At 61.4% G+C, this 14,920-nt stretch carries 20 protein-coding genes; all 20 read right to left on the bottom strand.

The features are described from left to right. Window positions 1-540, bottom strand: coding sequence for a 50S ribosomal protein L5 (rplE, locus tag U5775_RS16190; protein ID WP_069268213.1), 540 nt, complete (start codon window positions 538-540; stop codon window positions 1-3). Between the two features lie 16 nt (window positions 541-556). Next, window positions 557-868, bottom strand: coding sequence for a 50S ribosomal protein L24 (gene rplX, locus U5775_RS16185; RefSeq protein WP_322059117.1), 312 nt, complete (start codon window positions 866-868; stop codon window positions 557-559). 9 nt (window positions 869-877) lie between these two features. Next, window positions 878-1,246, bottom strand: a complete 369-nt coding sequence (gene rplN / locus U5775_RS16180; RefSeq protein WP_027797290.1) for a 50S ribosomal protein L14 — start codon at window positions 1,244-1,246, stop codon at window positions 878-880. Between the two features lie 344 nt (window positions 1,247-1,590). Next, on the bottom strand, window positions 1,591-1,863 hold the full coding sequence (gene rpsQ / locus U5775_RS16175; protein WP_322059116.1) for a 30S ribosomal protein S17: 273 nt from the start codon (window positions 1,861-1,863) through the stop codon (window positions 1,591-1,593). After that, entirely contained in the window at window positions 1,860-2,054 is a 195-nt protein-coding gene (gene rpmC / locus U5775_RS16170) for a 50S ribosomal protein L29 (protein WP_027819350.1), read from the bottom strand. The genes rpsQ and rpmC overlap by 4 nt, the downstream gene beginning before the upstream one ends. Window positions 2,055-2,064: 10 nt before the next feature. After that, window positions 2,065-2,481, bottom strand: a complete 417-nt coding sequence (rplP, locus tag U5775_RS16165; protein WP_027797288.1) for a 50S ribosomal protein L16 — start codon at window positions 2,479-2,481, stop codon at window positions 2,065-2,067. A 2-nt stretch (window positions 2,482-2,483) separates the two neighbouring features. Further along, window positions 2,484-3,278, bottom strand: coding sequence for a 30S ribosomal protein S3 (rpsC, locus tag U5775_RS16160; protein WP_028213348.1), 795 nt, complete (start codon window positions 3,276-3,278; stop codon window positions 2,484-2,486). Window positions 3,279-3,289: 11 nt separating this feature from the next. Further along, complete coding sequence (gene rplV, locus U5775_RS16155; RefSeq protein WP_004199272.1) at window positions 3,290-3,619, bottom strand: 50S ribosomal protein L22; 330 nt, start codon at window positions 3,617-3,619, stop codon at window positions 3,290-3,292. A 12-nt stretch (window positions 3,620-3,631) separates the two neighbouring features. Continuing rightward, a complete protein-coding gene (gene rpsS, locus U5775_RS16150) occupies window positions 3,632-3,907 on the bottom strand; it encodes a 30S ribosomal protein S19 (RefSeq protein ID WP_027797286.1) in 276 nt (91 codons plus the stop codon). A 10-nt stretch (window positions 3,908-3,917) separates the two neighbouring features. After that, window positions 3,918-4,745, bottom strand: coding sequence for a 50S ribosomal protein L2 (gene rplB / locus U5775_RS16145; RefSeq protein WP_322059115.1), 828 nt, complete (start codon window positions 4,743-4,745; stop codon window positions 3,918-3,920). A gap of 2 nt (window positions 4,746-4,747) precedes the next feature. Next, window positions 4,748-5,062 (bottom strand): 50S ribosomal protein L23, encoded by a 315-nt coding sequence (gene rplW, locus U5775_RS16140; RefSeq protein ID WP_028206513.1) that lies wholly within the window; start codon window positions 5,060-5,062, stop codon window positions 4,748-4,750. After that, window positions 5,059-5,679: a 50S ribosomal protein L4 gene (gene rplD / locus U5775_RS16135; RefSeq protein WP_028213350.1), complete on the bottom strand. Its 621-nt coding sequence runs from the start codon at window positions 5,677-5,679 to the stop codon at window positions 5,059-5,061. Before rplD ends, rplW begins: the two co-directional genes overlap by 4 nt. Continuing rightward, the gene (rplC, locus tag U5775_RS16130; protein WP_028206511.1) at window positions 5,679-6,338 is read right to left on the bottom strand and encodes a 50S ribosomal protein L3; all 660 of its coding nucleotides are present in this window, start codon (window positions 6,336-6,338) and stop codon (window positions 5,679-5,681) included. The genes rplD and rplC overlap by 1 nt, the downstream gene beginning before the upstream one ends. A 209-nt stretch (window positions 6,339-6,547) precedes the next feature. Then, entirely contained in the window at window positions 6,548-6,859 is a 312-nt protein-coding gene (gene rpsJ / locus U5775_RS16125) for a 30S ribosomal protein S10 (protein WP_017777154.1), read from the bottom strand. Window positions 6,860-6,997: 138 nt separating this feature from the next. Further along, complete coding sequence (gene tuf, locus U5775_RS16120) at window positions 6,998-8,188, bottom strand: elongation factor Tu (protein WP_129563002.1); 1,191 nt, start codon at window positions 8,186-8,188, stop codon at window positions 6,998-7,000. Between the two features lie 96 nt (window positions 8,189-8,284). Then, window positions 8,285-10,387 (bottom strand): elongation factor G, encoded by a 2,103-nt coding sequence (fusA, locus tag U5775_RS16115; RefSeq protein ID WP_322059114.1) that lies wholly within the window; start codon window positions 10,385-10,387, stop codon window positions 8,285-8,287. Between the two features lie 150 nt (window positions 10,388-10,537). Continuing rightward, window positions 10,538-11,008 (bottom strand): 30S ribosomal protein S7, encoded by a 471-nt coding sequence (rpsG, locus tag U5775_RS16110; protein WP_006053291.1) that lies wholly within the window; start codon window positions 11,006-11,008, stop codon window positions 10,538-10,540. A gap of 185 nt (window positions 11,009-11,193) precedes the next feature. After that, window positions 11,194-11,574 carry a 30S ribosomal protein S12 gene (gene rpsL / locus U5775_RS16105; protein WP_027797953.1) on the bottom strand — a complete coding sequence of 127 codons (381 nt, stop codon included), beginning with the start codon at window positions 11,572-11,574 and terminating at the stop codon, window positions 11,194-11,196. Between the two features lie 301 nt (window positions 11,575-11,875). Next, window positions 11,876-13,723 (bottom strand): DNA helicase RecQ, encoded by a 1,848-nt coding sequence (gene recQ / locus U5775_RS16100; protein WP_322059113.1) that lies wholly within the window; start codon window positions 13,721-13,723, stop codon window positions 11,876-11,878. A gap of 135 nt (window positions 13,724-13,858) precedes the next feature. Further along, entirely contained in the window at window positions 13,859-14,920 is a 1,062-nt protein-coding gene (locus tag U5775_RS16095) for a hypothetical protein (protein ID WP_322059112.1), read from the bottom strand.

Here is a 14,920-nt window from a genome sequence, read left to right as displayed (position 1 = left end):
TCAGTTTCTGAACGGGAACTTGAAGCCGGCGAGCAGTGCCTTTGCTTCTTCGTCGGTCTTCGCAGTCGTCGTGATGCTGATGTTCAGCCCACGCAGCGCGTCGATCTTGTCGTAGTCGATTTCGGGGAAAATGATCTGCTCTTTCACACCGATGTTGTAGTTACCACGGCCGTCGAACGCCTTGCCCGACACGCCACGGAAGTCGCGCACGCGGGGCAGCGCAACCGTCACGAAACGGTCCAGGAATTCGTACATGGCATTGCCACGCAGGGTAACCATCGTGCCGATCGGGTAGCCTTCACGGATCTTGAAGCCGGCGATTGCCTTGCGCGACTTCGTGATGACGGGCTTCTGGCCGGCGATCTTCGTGAGGTCGCCAACGGCGTGCTCGAGGACCTTCTTGTCAGCGACGGCTTCACCGACACCCATGTTCAGGGTGATCTTTGTGAGGCGCGGCACTTCCATGACCGACTTGTAACCGAACTTCTCGATCAGGCCGGGAACGACCTTCTCTTTATAAAATTCTTGCAAACGTGCCATTTTTTACTCCGCAGCGTCAGGCGCTCAGGACAGCACCGGTCGTCTTCAGGAAACGAACCTTCTTGTCCCCTTCGACCTTGATGCCCACGCGCGACGGCTTGCCGTTCGCGTCGACCAGTGCGACGTTCGAGATAGCCAGCGGCATTGCCTTGGCTTCCACGCCACCCGTCGTACCCTTCATGGGGTTCGGCTTCACATGCTTCTTCGCAATGTTGATGCCTTCGACGGTAACGCGCTCGTCGTTGCCGATAGCCAGCACGACACCGCGCTTGCCCTTGTCTTTGCCGGTGATGACGATGACTTCGTCACCCTTGCGAATCTTGTTCATCGCGACTCCTTACAGCACTTCCGGCGCCAGCGAAACGATCTTCATGAATCGTTCGCTACGCAGCTCACGCGTCACCGGCCCGAAAATGCGGGTGCCGATCGGCTCAAGCTTGGTATTCAAAAGCACGGCGGCGTTGCCATCGAACTTGATCAGCGAGCCGTCTTGACGGCGCACGCCCTTCGCGGTGCGAACCACAACAGCGTTGTAGATTTCGCCCTTTTTCACGCGCCCACGCGGCGTTGCTTCCTTGACGCTCACCTTGATGATGTCGCCAATGCTGGCATAACGACGCTTCGAGCCGCCGAGCACCTTGATGCACATGACTTCACGCGCACCCGTGTTGTCGGCTACTTCAAGCCGAGATTCGGTCTGGATCATGGTTTATCTTTCCCAACTTAATCCGGTTGCGCCACCATGGCACATCCGGTCAGTCTTGGTCCCGTCAGCCGCGCCGCCACTAGAACGACCGCTCAGCTGCTTGGGTTAGAACAGCAGCGACGGCAAACGAAACCGGCCATCGCATTCCGGTGAATCTTGCAGATCCGGACTGGCGCCCGAACCACTCCCCTCACTACTTCACCCGCTGCTTTGCCAACAACGAGCCCATAAAGAGGGAAGACCAAGACTATAACTCGATAATCTTGGTCTAGCAAGCGAAATCTTTAGCGATTTCAACAACTTCTACACCCCGGAGAAAGGCTCTCCGGGATGCTGCATCACTTTTAGATGATGCGTGCCGCTTCGAGCAGCTTCGACACGGTCCAGGCCTTCGTCTTCGAGAGAGGACGGCACTCCTGGATTTCAACGAGGTCACCCTCGTTGTACGTGTTCGCTTCGTCGTGAGCGTGGTACTTCTTCGACTGCACGACGTACTTGCCGTAGATCGGGTGCTTGACGCGGCGCTCGACCAGGACGGTGACCGTCTTGTCCATCTTGTTGCTGACGACCTTGCCGACCAGCGTCCGCTTAAGCGAGGTTTTCACGCTATCGTTCATTTCTGGTTCGCCTTCTGAGTCAGGACGGTCCGCACACGTGCGATGTCACGACGAACCTTCTTCAGCTGGCTCGTGTTCGTGAGCTGCTGGGTCGCGAGTTGCATGCGCAGGCCGAATTGCGCCTTCAAGAGGTCCGACAGCTCTTGGTCGAGCGCGGCCTTGTCTTTCTGAAGAAGTTCAGATGCCTTCATCAATCACTCCTTAGGCGCCGAGCTGGCGAACCATGAAGACCGTCTTCAGCGGCAGCTTGGCTGCAGCCAGACGGAAGGCTTCACGGGCCAGTTCTTCGGACACACCATCCATTTCATACAGCATCTTGCCCGGCTGGATCTCAGCGACGTAGTACTCCGGGTTACCCTTACCGTTACCCATACGCACTTCCGCCGGCTTTTGCGAGATCGGCTTGTCCGGGAAGATACGGATCCAGATGCGGCCGCCACGCTTGATGTGACGCGTCATTGCACGACGCGCCGCTTCAATCTGACGCGCGGTCAGGCGACCACGACCGATAGCCTTCAGACCGTATTCACCGAACGAAACTGCGTTGCCGCGCGTTGCGACGCCGGTGTTACGACCCTTCTGCTCTTTGCGATACTTCCTGCGTTTCGGTTGCAGCATCGTTATTCTCCACTCTTGCCGTCACCGCCGGCAGCGCCGCGGCGCGGTGCGCCACGACGGGCACCCGGTGCGCCTTCACCATCACGGCGCGGACGACGATCGCCCGGGCGCGCGTTGCGGCGCGGACGCTTTTCTTCGGCGACTTCTTCCACCACCGGTGCGTCGTTGCGGCCGAGCGTGTCGCCCTTATAGACCCAAACCTTCACGCCGATGATGCCGTAGGTCGTCTTCGCTTCCGAGGTTGCGTAGTCGATGTCGGCACGCAGCGTGTGAAGCGGCACTCGACCTTCGCGGTACCACTCGGTACGTGCGATTTCGATACCGTTCAGACGGCCGGCGCTCATGATCTTGATGCCCTGGGCACCCAGACGCATTGCGTTCTGCATCGCGCGCTTCATGGCGCGACGGAACATGATGCGGCGCTCGAGCTGCTGCGTGATCGAATCGGCGATCAGTTGAGCATCGGTTTCCGGCTTGCGGATTTCTTCGATGTTCACGTGAACCGGAACGCCCATGCGCTTTTGCAGTTCGGCCTTGAGGAGTTCGATGTCCTCGCCCTTCTTGCCGATCACCACACCCGGGCGCGAGCTGTAAATCGTGATGCGAGCGTTCTTTGCCGGACGCTCGATCACAACACGGCCCACCGAAGCGTTCTTCAGCTTCTTCTTCAGGTATTCACGAACACCGATGTCTTCCTTCAACATCGCCGCGAAATTGTTGTTGTTCGCGTACCAGCGCGAAGCCCAATTGCGGCTGACGGCCAAACGGAAGCCAGTCGGATGAATTTTCTGTCCCATCGTATGGCTCCTTAATTCCCGACCGTCACAGTGATGTGACAGGATTGCTTCTCGATGCGGTTACCGCGACCCTTTGCGCGTGCGGTGAAACGCTTCAGCGAAGCCGCCTTGTCGACGTAGATGCTCTTGATCTTGAGCTCGTCGATGTCAGCGCCTTCGTTGTGTTCCGCGTTTGCGATCGCCGAGAGCACAACCTTTTTCACGATGCCAGCCGCTTTCTTCGGCGAGAACGTCAGGACGTTCAGCGCCTTGTCGACCGGCAGACCGCGGATCTGGTCAGCCACAAGACGCGTCTTCTGCGCCGAGATGCGGGCACCGCGATGAATTGCCTTCACTTCCATCTTGATTGCCCCTTATTTCTTGGCCTTCTTGTCGGCCGCGTGACCCTTGAACGTACGGGTCAGTGCGAACTCGCCAAGCTTGTGGCCGACCATGTTTTCCGTGACATACACCGGAACGTGTTGACGGCCGTTGTGAACGGCGATCGTCAGACCGATGAAGTCCGGCAGGATCGTCGAACGACGCGACCAGGTCTTGATCGGTTTCTTGTCGCGCGTAGCTGCAGCCGCCTCAACCTTCTTCAGCAAATGGGCGTCGCAGAACGGACCTTTCTTAATAGAACGTGCCATTGCCTACTCCTTAACGCTTGTGACGGCGCTGGACGATCATGCTCGTCGTGCGCTTGTTGCTGCGGGTGCGATAGCCCTTCGTCGGCGTGCCCCACGGGCTCACCGGGTCGCGACCAGCCGCAGTCTTGCCTTCGCCACCACCGTGCGGGTGGTCGACCGGGTTCATTGCAACGCCACGGACCGTCGGGCGGATACCGCGCCAGCGGTTCGCGCCAGCCTTACCGATTTGACGGAGGCTGTGCTCTTCGTTGCCGACTTCACCGATCGTCGCGCGGCACTCGACGTGCACGCGGCGGATTTCACCCGAGCGCAGACGAACCTGCGCGTAGATGCCTTCACGGGCCAGCAGCATGGCCGACGTACCAGCCGAACGCGCCATTTGCGCGCCCTTGCCTGGCAGCATCTCGATGCAGTGGATCGTCGTACCGACCGGAATGTTGCGGATCGGCAGTGCATTGCCCGCCTTGATCGGCGCTTCCGAACCCGACATCAGCGGTGTGCCAACCGTCACGCCCTTCGGCGCGATGATGTAGCGGCGCTCGCCGTCTGCGTACAGAACCAGCGCGATGTTCGCGCTACGGTTCGGGTCATACTCGAGACGCTCCACCTTCGCGGGGATGCCGTCCTTCGTACGACGGAAATCGATCACACGATAGTGTTGCTTGTGACCGCCACCCTGGTGACGCGTGGTGATGTGACCGTTGTTGTTACGGCCCGCCTTCACGGATTGCTTTTCGAGCAGCGGTGCGTACGGCGCGCCCTTATGCAGATCCTTGTTGACGATCTTCACCATCGCGCGGCGACCCGGCGAGGTCGGCTTAACTTTCACGATTGCCATGATTACTTGGCCTCCGCTTCAAAGTTGATTTCCTGGCCGGGCTTCAGGCAGACGTACGCCTTCTTCACATCCTTGCGCTTGCCGTTGAAGCGGCCAAAGCGCTTGGCTTTACCCTTCTGGACCAGCACGTTGACGGACTCGACTTCCACCTTGAACAGCAGCTCGACAGCAGCCTTGACTTCCTGCTTGTTCGCGTCCGGCGCGACTTCGAAGACGACTTGCTCGTTCTTCTCCGCAACCAGCGTCGCCTTTTCGGAGATCACCGGCGCGAGCAGGACCTGCATCAAACGATGATCGTTCTTGCGAATCTCGCTCATGACAGCAACTCCTCGATCTGGGCGACCGCTGCCTTCGTGATCAGGATCTTCTTGAAGTAGATCAGCGAGAGCGGGTCGGCAAAGCGCGGCTCAACGACTGCCACGTGGGGCAGGTTGCGCGACGCGAGATACAGGTTCTCGTCGACCGTGTCGGTGATGACCAGCACGGATTCGAGACCCATGGCCTTGAACTTTTCGGCCAGCAGCTTCGTCTTCGGCGCTTCGAGCGAGAGCTCTTCGACAACCGAGATGCGGCCTTCGCGGGCCAGCTGCGAGAAGATCGAGCAGAGACCTGCGCGATGCATCTTCTTGTTGACCTTGTGCGAGAAGTTTTCTTCCGGCGAATTCGGGAAGATGCGACCACCGCCACGCCACAGCGGGCTCGACGACATACCGGCACGAGCGCGGCCCGTACCCTTCTGACGCCACGGCTTCTTGGTGGTGTGCTTGACCTGCTCGCGGTCCTTCTGCGCGCGGTTACCGCTGCGCGCGTTCGCCTGGTAGGCGACAACGATCTGGTGAATCAGCGCTTCGTTGTAGTCACGGCCGAACACGACGTCCGACGCGTTAACGGCTGCGCCTTCCTGACCATTAGCATTCAGGAGCTTCAGTTCCATTATTGCGCTCCTTTCTTGGCGCGCGCCTTGACGGCCGGCGTCACGAAAACCTTGCCGCCCTTCGCACCCGGCACGGCACCCTTGACCAGCAGCAGCTTGCGCTCTGCGTCGATACGGGCGATTTCGAGGTTTTGCACCGTCACGGTTTCGTCACCCATGTGACCGGTCATGCGCTTGCCCGGGAACACGCGACCCGGATCCTGCGCCATACCGATCGAGCCCGGCACATTGTGCGAGCGCGAGTTACCGTGCGAGGCGCGACCCGAAGCGAAGTTGTAACGCTTGATGGTACCGGCGTAGCCCTTACCGATCGAGGTGCCTTGCACGTCGATCTTCTGGCCTTCTTCGAAGAGTTCCACACCGATCACGGCGCCAGCGGACAGTTCGGCAGCCTTGGCGGCGTCGATCTGGAATTCCTTGAGGATTTCACCGGCTTGAACGCCAGCTTTGGCGAGATGACCTGCGAGCGGCTTCGTCACGCGCGATGCACGGCGCGTACCGAACGTAACCTGAACGGCCGTGTAGCCGTCGGTTTCAACAGTCTTGATCTGCGTCACGCGGTTGTCGGACACGTCCAGCACGGTCACGGGAATCGAATCCCCTTCGGCCGTGAAGATACGGGTCATGCCAACCTTGCGACCTACGAGTCCAAGGCTCATCGTTTTCTCCATTCCCGACTGCGATTGGTCGGGGCTAATTTACAAAGTACCGGCATGCTTTCAGGGTAAAGGCCCGAAAGAACACACCGATTTTTTGCGCAAATGCGCGAAAAGACGTCAAGTATAACGTCCCCTCACGTTTTCCGCAAGCAATCAAAGACTTAGCGCTGTCAGACCATGAAAACGGTGCCAGACAGCGCCCGAGACCCTTACTGCAGCTTGATTTCGACGTCCACGCCAGCCGGCAGATCCAGCTTCATCAGCGCGTCAACGGTCTTGTCCGTCGGGTCAACGATGTCCATCAGGCGCAGGTGGGTGCGGATTTCGAGCTGGTCGCGCGACGTCTTGTTGACGTGCGGCGAACGCAGAATGTCGAAACGCTGGATACGCGTCGGCAGCGGCACCGGACCGCGGACGATGGCGCCCGTGCGCTTCGCCGTATCGACGATTTCAGCAGCCGACTGGTCGATCAGGCGATAGTCGAAAGCCTTCAGGCGGATACGGATTTTTTGGTTCTGCATGACAATTCCTTGAAAAGAGCGAGGCGGACTTGCGCCGCCAGACGATATAAAGAGCGCAGGACCGCCCTGCGACAAGGCGTCGCGAGAGCAGTCCCAGGGAACATCAACTTCTACAGCAAGCCGGGTATTCTACCCGATTTACTCGATGATCTTCGCAACAACGCCGGCGCCGACGGTACGGCCGCCTTCGCGGATTGCGAAACGCAGACCTTCTTCCATCGCGATCGGAGCGATCAGCTTCACCGTGATCGACACGTTGTCGCCCGGCATGACCATTTCCTTGTCCTTCGGCAGCTCGATCGAGCCCGTCACGTCCGTCGTACGGAAGTAGAACTGCGGACGGTAGTTGTTGAAGAACGGCGTGTGGCGGCCGCCTTCGTCCTTGCTCAGCACGTACACTTCAGCCGTGAAGTGCGTGTGCGGCGTGATCGAACCCGGCTTGGCCAGCACCTGGCCGCGCTCCACGTCTTCACGCTTCGTGCCGCGCAGCAGGATACCGACGTTGTCGCCTGCCTGACCCTGGTCGAGCAGCTTGCGGAACATTTCCACGCCCGTGCAGGTCGTCTTCACCGTCGGCTTGATACCGACGATTTCGATTTCCTCGCCGACCTTGACGATGCCGCGCTCGACGCGACCCGTCACCACCGTGCCGCGACCCGAGATCGAGAACACGTCTTCCACCGGCATCAGGAACGCGCCGTCAACTGCACGCTCCGGCGTCGGGATGTACGTGTCCAGTGCGTCGGCCAGGTTCATGATCGCCACTTCGCCCAGCTCGCCCGTGTCGCCTTCCAGCGCCAGCTTGGCCGAACCCTTGATGATCGGCGTGTCGTCGCCCGGGAAGTCGTACTTCGACAGGAGTTCGCGCACTTCCATTTCGACGAGCTCGAGCAGCTCGGCGTCGTCGACCATGTCGCACTTGTTCAGGAACACGATGATGTAAGGCACGCCAACCTGACGGGCGAGCAGGATGTGCTCACGCGTTTGCGGCATCGGGCCGTCAGCGGCCGAGCACACCAGGATGGCGCCGTCCATCTGCGCCGCGCCCGTGATCATGTTCTTCACGTAGTCAGCGTGGCCCGGGCAGTCGACGTGTGCGTAGTGGCGGTTAGCCGTTTCGTACTCGACGTGCGCGGTGTTGATGGTAATACCACGCGCCTTTTCTTCCGGTGCTGCGTCGATCTGGTCGTACGCCTTGGCTTCGCCGCCGAACTTCTTGGTCAGAACCGTCGTGATCGCTGCCGTCAGCGTGGTCTTGCCGTGGTCAACGTGACCGATCGTGCCCACGTTCACGTGCGGCTTGGTCCGTTCGAATTTACCTTTTGCCATGTTTCTCTTCTTTCAAAAAAGTGATGAATCGGTGACTTGTGCAAAGTGAGCCAGACCCATGCCCGGCCCACCGCGTGCTCAAATGAGCGCCGATGCTTACTTCGCCTTCGCGCTGATGATCGCGTCGGCCACGTTACGCGGTGCTTCTGCGTAGTGCTTGAATTCCATCGTGTACGTTGCGCGACCTTGCGTGAGCGAGCGCAGCGACGTCGAGTAGCCGAACATTTCCGACAGCGGCACTTCGGCGCGAACGATCTTGCCGCCGCCAACCATGTCTTCCATGCCCTGGACGATACCGCGACGGCCCGACAGGTCGCCCATCACGTTGCCCATGTAGTCTTCCGGCGTTTCGACTTCGACAGCCATCATCGGTTCGAGGATGACCGGCTGAGCCTTGCGCATCGCTTCCTTGAACGCCATCGAACCGGCCATGCGGAACGCGTTTTCGTTCGAGTCAACGTCGTGGTACGAACCGAACGTCAGGTGAACCTTGACGTCGACGACCGGGAAGCCCGCCAGCACGCCGGCCTTCAGCGTGTCCTGGATACCCTTGTCGACCGCGGGGATGAATTCGCGAGGAATCACACCGCCCTTGATCTCGTCCAGGAACTCGTAGCCCTTGCCCTGCTCGTTCGGCTCGAGCGTGATGACCGCGTGACCGTACTGGCCGCGACCACCCGACTGCTTGACGAACTTGCCGTCCACGTCCTTCGCCGTCGAGCGGATCGTTTCGCGGTAGGCAACCTGCGGCTTGCCGACGGTCGCTTCCACGTTGAATTCACGCTTCATACGGTCGACCAGAATTTCGAGGTGGAGCTCGCCCATACCCGAAATGATGGTCTGGCCCGACTCCTCGTCCGTCTGGACGCGGAACGACGGGTCTTCCTGTGCCAGGCGGTTCAGGGCGAGGCCCATCTTTTCCTGGTCAGCCTTGGTCTTCGGCTCGACGGCCTGCGAAATCACCGGCTCCGGGAAAATCATGCGTTCCAGGATGATCGGGTTCGCCGGGTCGCACAGCGTGTCGCCCGTGGTCGCTTCCTTCAGGCCCACTGCCGCAGCGATGTCGCCTGCACGAACTTCCTTGATTTCTTCACGGTTGTTCGCGTGCATCTGCAGAATACGGCCGAGGCGTTCCTTCTTGCCCTTGGTCGAGTTCAGCACCGTGTCGCCCGAGTTGACGACGCCCGAGTACGCGCGGAAGAAGATCAGCTGGCCGACGAACGGGTCGGTCATGATCTTGAACGCGAGTGCCGAGAACTTCTCGTCGTCGGCTGCGCGGCGCTCGGCCTTCTCGCCGTTTTCGAGTTCGCCCGTGACCGGGGGAATGTCCACCGGCGACGGCAGGAAGTCGATCACGGCGTCGAGCATGCGCTGCACGCCCTTGTTCTTGAACGCGGTGCCGCACAGCATCGGCTGGATTTCGCACGCGATCGTACGGTCACGCAGCGCCTTGACGACTTCGGCTTCCGAGAGCTCTTCGCCGCCGAGGTACTTTTCCATCAGCTCTTCGCTGGCTTCGGCTGCCGACTCGATCATCTTTTCGCGCCACTCGTTGCACGTGTCAACGAGTTCAGCCGGGATCTCGACGTAGTCGAACTTCGTGCCTTGCGAGGCCTCGTCCCAAATGATCGCCTTCATCTTCAGGAGGTCGACGACGCCCTTGAAGTTTTCTTCGGCGCCGATCGGCACCACGACCGGAACCGGGTTCGCCTTCAGGCGGTTCTTCAGCTGGTCGTAGACCTTGAAGAAGTTCGCGCCGGTACGGTCCATCTTGTTGACGAACGCGAGACGGGGAACCTTGTACTTGTTCGCCTGACGCCACACGGTTTCCGACTGGGGCTGCACGCCGCCCACTGCGCAGTAGACCATGCACGCGCCGTCGAGCACGCGCATCGAGCGCTCGACTTCAATCGTGAAGTCGACGTGGCCCGGGGTGTCGATGATGTTGATGCGGTGCTCGGGATAGTTGCCGCCCATGCCCTTCCAGAACGCGGTCGTAGCAGCCGAGGTGATCGTGATGCCACGCTCCTGCTCCTGCTCCATCCAGTCCATGGTCGCGGCGCCGTCGTGAACTTCACCAATCTTGTGGTTCACGCCGGTGTAAAACAGAATGCGCTCGGTCGTCGTCGTCTTGCCGGCGTCGATGTGAGCGCTAATACCGATGTTGCGGTAGCGCTCGATAGGAGTCTTGCGAGCCACTTTGATCCTCTATGGGGAGGTGCGCGCCGGAGTCGATCCCGACCGGGACGATCCCAACACGCCTGAACACAAACGGGCGAGGCGCTCGATAAGCGCACCCGCCCGGAATTTTTTTCCGCTCTTTGAGCAAACCCCGGTAGGGGTTTTCTCTTAGAAGCGGAAGTGCGAGAACGCCTTGTTCGCTTCTGCCATCCGGTGAACTTCGTCGCGCTTCTTCATCGCGCCGCCACGGCCTTCGGCCGCTTCGGAGAGTTCACCTGCCAGACGCAGGGCCATCGACTTCTCGCTGCGCTTCTTCGCGGCTTCACGCAGCCAACGCATCGCCAATGCCATACGACGCGACGGACGCACTTCGACCGGAACCTGATAGTTCGCACCACCAACGCGACGGCTCTTCACTTCGACCACCGGCTTCACGTTGTTGAGCGCGACAGTGAACACTTCCAGCGGGTCCTTGCCACCCTTGGTCTGGATCTGTTCGAAAGCGCCGTACACGATGCGCTCGGCAACCGACTTCTTGCCGGAGAGCATCAGCACGTTCATGAACTTGGCTACATCAACGTTGCCGAACTTCGGATCCGGCAATACTTCCCGCTTGGGGACTTCGCGACGACGCGGCATGTTTCTTCCTTTAACTTTTCAGTTGAAGCGTGGATGGAACCCTACGCTCCGCGGCCACCAACTAACCCGATTCATCTCACGACTTACCAGCCTGGTCGGGTGACCACTTACTCGACAGCACCGGCCAATCCGGCACCTGTCGCTTCTATCGCCTGCTCCCGAAGAAGCGAGACGACGCTTGACTCTTACTTCGCAGCCTTCGCGCGCTTTGCGCCGTACTTCGAACGAGCCTGCTTACGATCCTTGACGCCCTGGGTATCCAGCGAGCCGCGAACCATGTGGTAACGCACACCCGGCAAGTCCTTCACACGGCCGCCGCGAATCAGCACGACCGAGTGCTCTTGCAGGTTGTGGCCTTCACCACCGATGTACGAAATGACTTCGAAGCCGTTCGTCAGACGAACCTTGGCGACCTTACGAAGTGCCGAGTTCGGCTTCTTCGGCGTCGTCGTGTACACGCGGGTGCACACGCCGCGACGCTGCGGGCAGTCCTGCAGGGCCGGCGACTTGCTCTTCGTAGCTTCCGAAGCGCGGCCTTTGCGAACCAGTTGATTGATGGTTGGCATTGTTTATTCCTGAAATTGAACAAAATCGACGCATTTATTTCCGGGCAAAGCGGAAAACCATGCGCCTTATACTCCTACGGAACTCCGGATCCCGAAAAACTGCTCGTGAGTTGCGCAGATCAGCCGATGAATTAGTCAAACTAACCGACGCGCGCGAGCATTCCAGAAACCGGAACCCAGCATGATATTCCGAAAATGCCAAGCGAGTCAACGGCTTGCGACATTTCGGACGACAGAGAATATGACGGCGCCGTGACGCGCCGTGCGTTGCCGATCTGGCGGCAATGAAAAAGCGACGCGATCAGTCCTCGCCGACGACTTCGACCAGTTCCTCGCCAAAGCGCTCGAGCTTGCGCGCGCCGATACCCGCGATATCGCGCAGTTCGTCGACCGACTCGGGGCCGTTGCGCGCAATCTCCGCCAGCGTGGCGTCGTGGAAGATCACATAGGCGGGCACGCCCTCGCTCTTCGCGGTTTCCGTGCGCCACAGCCGCAGACGCTCCCAGCGCGCGCGCTGGCGCGGGCTCATGCCAAGGGTCGGATCGGCGCGCTCACTGGTGCGGCTCGACGAGGTGCGCGTGCGCGTGGGCTTCACGTAGCGACGCATCGTGACCGTCTGCTCGCCCTTGAGCACGGGCTTGCTGGCCTCGGTGAGCACGAGCGCGCCAAAACCGTCGTGATCGACGGTCAGATAGCCGAACGCCACCAGTTGCCGGAAGATCCCGCGCCATTCGGCTTCCGAAAGCGCCGAGCCGATGCCGAAAGTCGAGATCTTCTCGTGCCCGCGCTGCATGATCTTCTCGTTGCGGTTGCCGCGCAGGATGTCGATCAGATGGCCGGCGCCGAAGTTGAAGCCGCTCGCGCGCTGCGCGCGGAACACGCAGGAGAGCGCCATCTGCGCCTCGCGCGTGGCGTCCCAGGTGGCCGGGGGCTCGATGCAGGTGTCGCAATTGCCGCACGGCTTGCTCTCTTCGCCGAAATACGCGAGCAGGCGCACGCGCCGGCAGGCGGCCGTCTCGCACAGGCCCAGCAGCGCATCGAGCTTGCCGGTCTGGACCCGCTTGTGCTGATCGTCGGCGTCGGACTCGTCGATCATCTTGCGTTGCTGCACGACGTCGCCGAGGCCGTAGGCCATCCACGCATTGGCCGCCAGCCCGTCGCGGCCCGCGCGGCCGGTTTCCTGGTAGTAGCCCTCCACGCTCTTGGGCAAGTCGAGGTGGGCGACGAAGCGCACGTCGGGCTTGTCGATGCCCATGCCGAACGCGATGGTCGCGCACATCACCACGCCCTCTTCGCGCTGGAACATCTCCTGGTGCTTCTGGCGCACCTCGAACTCCATGCCGGCGTGGTACGGCAACGCGCGGATGCCCTGCCCCTTGAGCCATTCGGCGGTCTCTTCCACCTTGCGGCGCGAGAGGCAGTAGACGACGCCCGCGTCGGTCGTGCCGTCGGCGCGCGTGTGCTCGGCGCGGATGAAGTCGAGCAGCTGCGTGCGCGCGTTGTCCTTCTCCACGATGCGGTAGCGAATATTCGGCCGGTCGAAGCTCGACACGAAGATGCGCGCGTCGTCGAGCGCGAGACGGTGCACGATCTCGTCGCGCGTGATCGCGTCCGCGGTGGCCGTGAGCGCGATGCGCGGCACGTTCGGGAAACGCTCGTGCAGCACCGAGAGCTGAATGTACTCGGGCCGGAAATCGTGCCCCCATTGCGAGACGCAGTGCGCCTCGTCGATGGCGAACAGGCCGATGCGCGCGCGCTCGAGCAGATCGAGAAAACGCGGCGTCCTGAGACGCTCGGGCGCGACATAGAGCAGGTCGATGTCGCCCTCGCGCAGCGCGCGTTCGGTGGCGGCGGCTTCAGCACCGCTCAGCGTGGAATTCAGATAGGCGGCGCGCACGCCGACTTCGGTGAGCGCGGCCACCTGGTCCTGCATGAGCGCGATGAGCGGCGACACCACGATGCCGGCACCCTGACCCGCTTCGTGGCGCACGAGCGCCGGAATCTGGTAGCAGAGCGACTTGCCGCCGCCGGTGGGCATGAGCACCAGGGAATCGCCGCCCGCCGCGACATGCTCCACGATCTCGGCCTGCTGCCCTCTAAAGGCGGGATAACCGAAGACTTCGTTGAGAATTTCGAGGGAACGGGACATGAAGGCGACACTTGACGAGGCGGGGTTGCCGCATTTTACCAACCCGCACCCGCCTCGACCGCCAATCTCCGCGACATTGGCCGAACGGCAGTGGGACGGGCTGTCGCGCGGACCGCCGAGGAGCCGCGGGTGCGGTTACGCCGTGCGCTCCTCGGCTGCCATGGGAAGCCTCACGTCCTTGAACGTGAACAGGACGCGCTGCTCGATATCGCGCGCCGCGGCCAGATCCCGACGCATCGCCACGCAGCGCTCGCCGGCATACATGAGCATCAGCGGCACGAGGGCAACGCAATAGAGCGGCACAAACCCCGATACGGGCGCCCATTTCGCGAATGCCGCGCACACGAGCGCCCCCCAGACGACCGTCGACACGAAGTAGAGCGTGTAGCGGCTGGCTCTGGACATGCCCAGCAGCCGCGACGGCGCCGCGACGAGCGAGGCGAAGCGCTCATCGGCCTTGCCCATCAGCAGCTCGCCCGTGAGGGCGCCACGGCGCGAGCGCGCCGCGAAGCAAATCATGAACGCACAGACGATCAAGAGCAGGACGATGAAGGCCACGACGAACGGCACATAGCCGTAACCATGGTCCAGCGAGTACGCCAGCTTGTGCCGGACCGGCAGCACGAGCGCGAAGTTGGTGACGATGGCCAGCAGCAGGTCGGCCGCGACCAGCTCTGCCGCGCGATGCTGCGACTGACCGGAGCTGCGCTTGCCGCTCAGGATCCGCAACGCATTCTGCGCGCCCGCGCGCGCGGCCATGAGCGCAAAGCCCAGCGTCGCCGCGGGAAGCAGCACGATCGCGTAGCACCACGCAAACAGGACGAGATGCCCGGGAACGAGGGCGCCCGCGAGAAGGCAGACGAGCGCGGCAAGCTCGAAACCCACGACCGCCGCCATCCAGGGGTTGCGGACCAGCGCGCCCTGCCAGGTCCCGTCCCGCGCATCGGCCGGCCACTGCGGATTCGGGTCGAATACCTTGCCGGCGCGGACCACATAGAACCAGTAGCCGCCACTGTCCCGGGCAATGGCGAAGAAAACCGACGCTGAAATCATGCCAAGCCCCGCGATCGCTTCGACGAGCGAGAGGCCAGGCGCATTGCGCGTCAGCGAGGACACCAGCAGGGTCGCGATCGCGCCTGTCACGACGGCGGTCGCCACCATGCGGCGCCGGATGTATGCAGAAGAACTCGGCAGCAT

It is taken from the genome of Paraburkholderia sp. J63 (assembly GCF_905220245.1).
Lineage (GTDB): Bacteria > Pseudomonadota > Gammaproteobacteria > Burkholderiales > Burkholderiaceae > Paraburkholderia.
Note: the sequence above shows the minus strand (reverse complement) of the source record. Positions and strands in the feature narration are given on the sequence as shown.

Coding starts and splice junctions, on each gene's coding strand:
- rplE (WP_069268213.1), bottom strand. CDS start 540: ATGGCACGTTTGCAAGAATTTTATAAAGAGAAGGTCGTTCCCGGCCTG.
- rplX (WP_322059117.1), bottom strand. CDS start 868: ATGAACAAGATTCGCAAGGGTGACGAAGTCATCGTCATCACCGGCAAA.
- rplN (WP_027797290.1), bottom strand. CDS start 1,246: ATGATCCAGACCGAATCTCGGCTTGAAGTAGCCGACAACACGGGTGCG.
- rpsQ (WP_322059116.1), bottom strand. CDS start 1,863: ATGAACGATAGCGTGAAAACCTCGCTTAAGCGGACGCTGGTCGGCAAG.
- rpmC (WP_027819350.1), bottom strand. CDS start 2,054: ATGAAGGCATCTGAACTTCTTCAGAAAGACAAGGCCGCGCTCGACCAA.
- rplP (WP_027797288.1), bottom strand. CDS start 2,481: ATGCTGCAACCGAAACGCAGGAAGTATCGCAAAGAGCAGAAGGGTCGT.
- rpsC (WP_028213348.1), bottom strand. CDS start 3,278: ATGGGACAGAAAATTCATCCGACTGGCTTCCGTTTGGCCGTCAGCCGC.
- rplV (WP_004199272.1), bottom strand. CDS start 3,619: ATGGAAGTGAAGGCAATTCATCGCGGTGCCCGCATCTCGGCGCAGAAG.
- rpsS (WP_027797286.1), bottom strand. CDS start 3,907: ATGGCACGTTCTATTAAGAAAGGTCCGTTCTGCGACGCCCATTTGCTG.
- rplB (WP_322059115.1), bottom strand. CDS start 4,745: ATGGCAATCGTGAAAGTTAAGCCGACCTCGCCGGGTCGCCGCGCGATG.
- rplW (WP_028206513.1), bottom strand. CDS start 5,062: ATGAGCGAGATTCGCAAGAACGATCATCGTTTGATGCAGGTCCTGCTC.
- rplD (WP_028213350.1), bottom strand. CDS start 5,679: ATGGAACTGAAGCTCCTGAATGCTAATGGTCAGGAAGGCGCAGCCGTT.
- rplC (WP_028206511.1), bottom strand. CDS start 6,338: ATGAGCCTTGGACTCGTAGGTCGCAAGGTTGGCATGACCCGTATCTTC.
- rpsJ (WP_017777154.1), bottom strand. CDS start 6,859: ATGCAGAACCAAAAAATCCGTATCCGCCTGAAGGCTTTCGACTATCGC.
- tuf (WP_129563002.1), bottom strand. CDS start 8,188: ATGGCAAAAGGTAAATTCGAACGGACCAAGCCGCACGTGAACGTGGGC.
- rpsG (WP_006053291.1), bottom strand. CDS start 11,008: ATGCCGCGTCGTCGCGAAGTCCCCAAGCGGGAAGTATTGCCGGATCCG.
- rpsL (WP_027797953.1), bottom strand. CDS start 11,574: ATGCCAACCATCAATCAACTGGTTCGCAAAGGCCGCGCTTCGGAAGCT.
- recQ (WP_322059113.1), bottom strand. CDS start 13,723: ATGTCCCGTTCCCTCGAAATTCTCAACGAAGTCTTCGGTTATCCCGCC.
- U5775_RS16095 (WP_322059112.1), bottom strand. CDS start 14,920: ATGCTGCCGAGTTCTTCTGCATACATCCGGCGCCGCATGGTGGCGACC.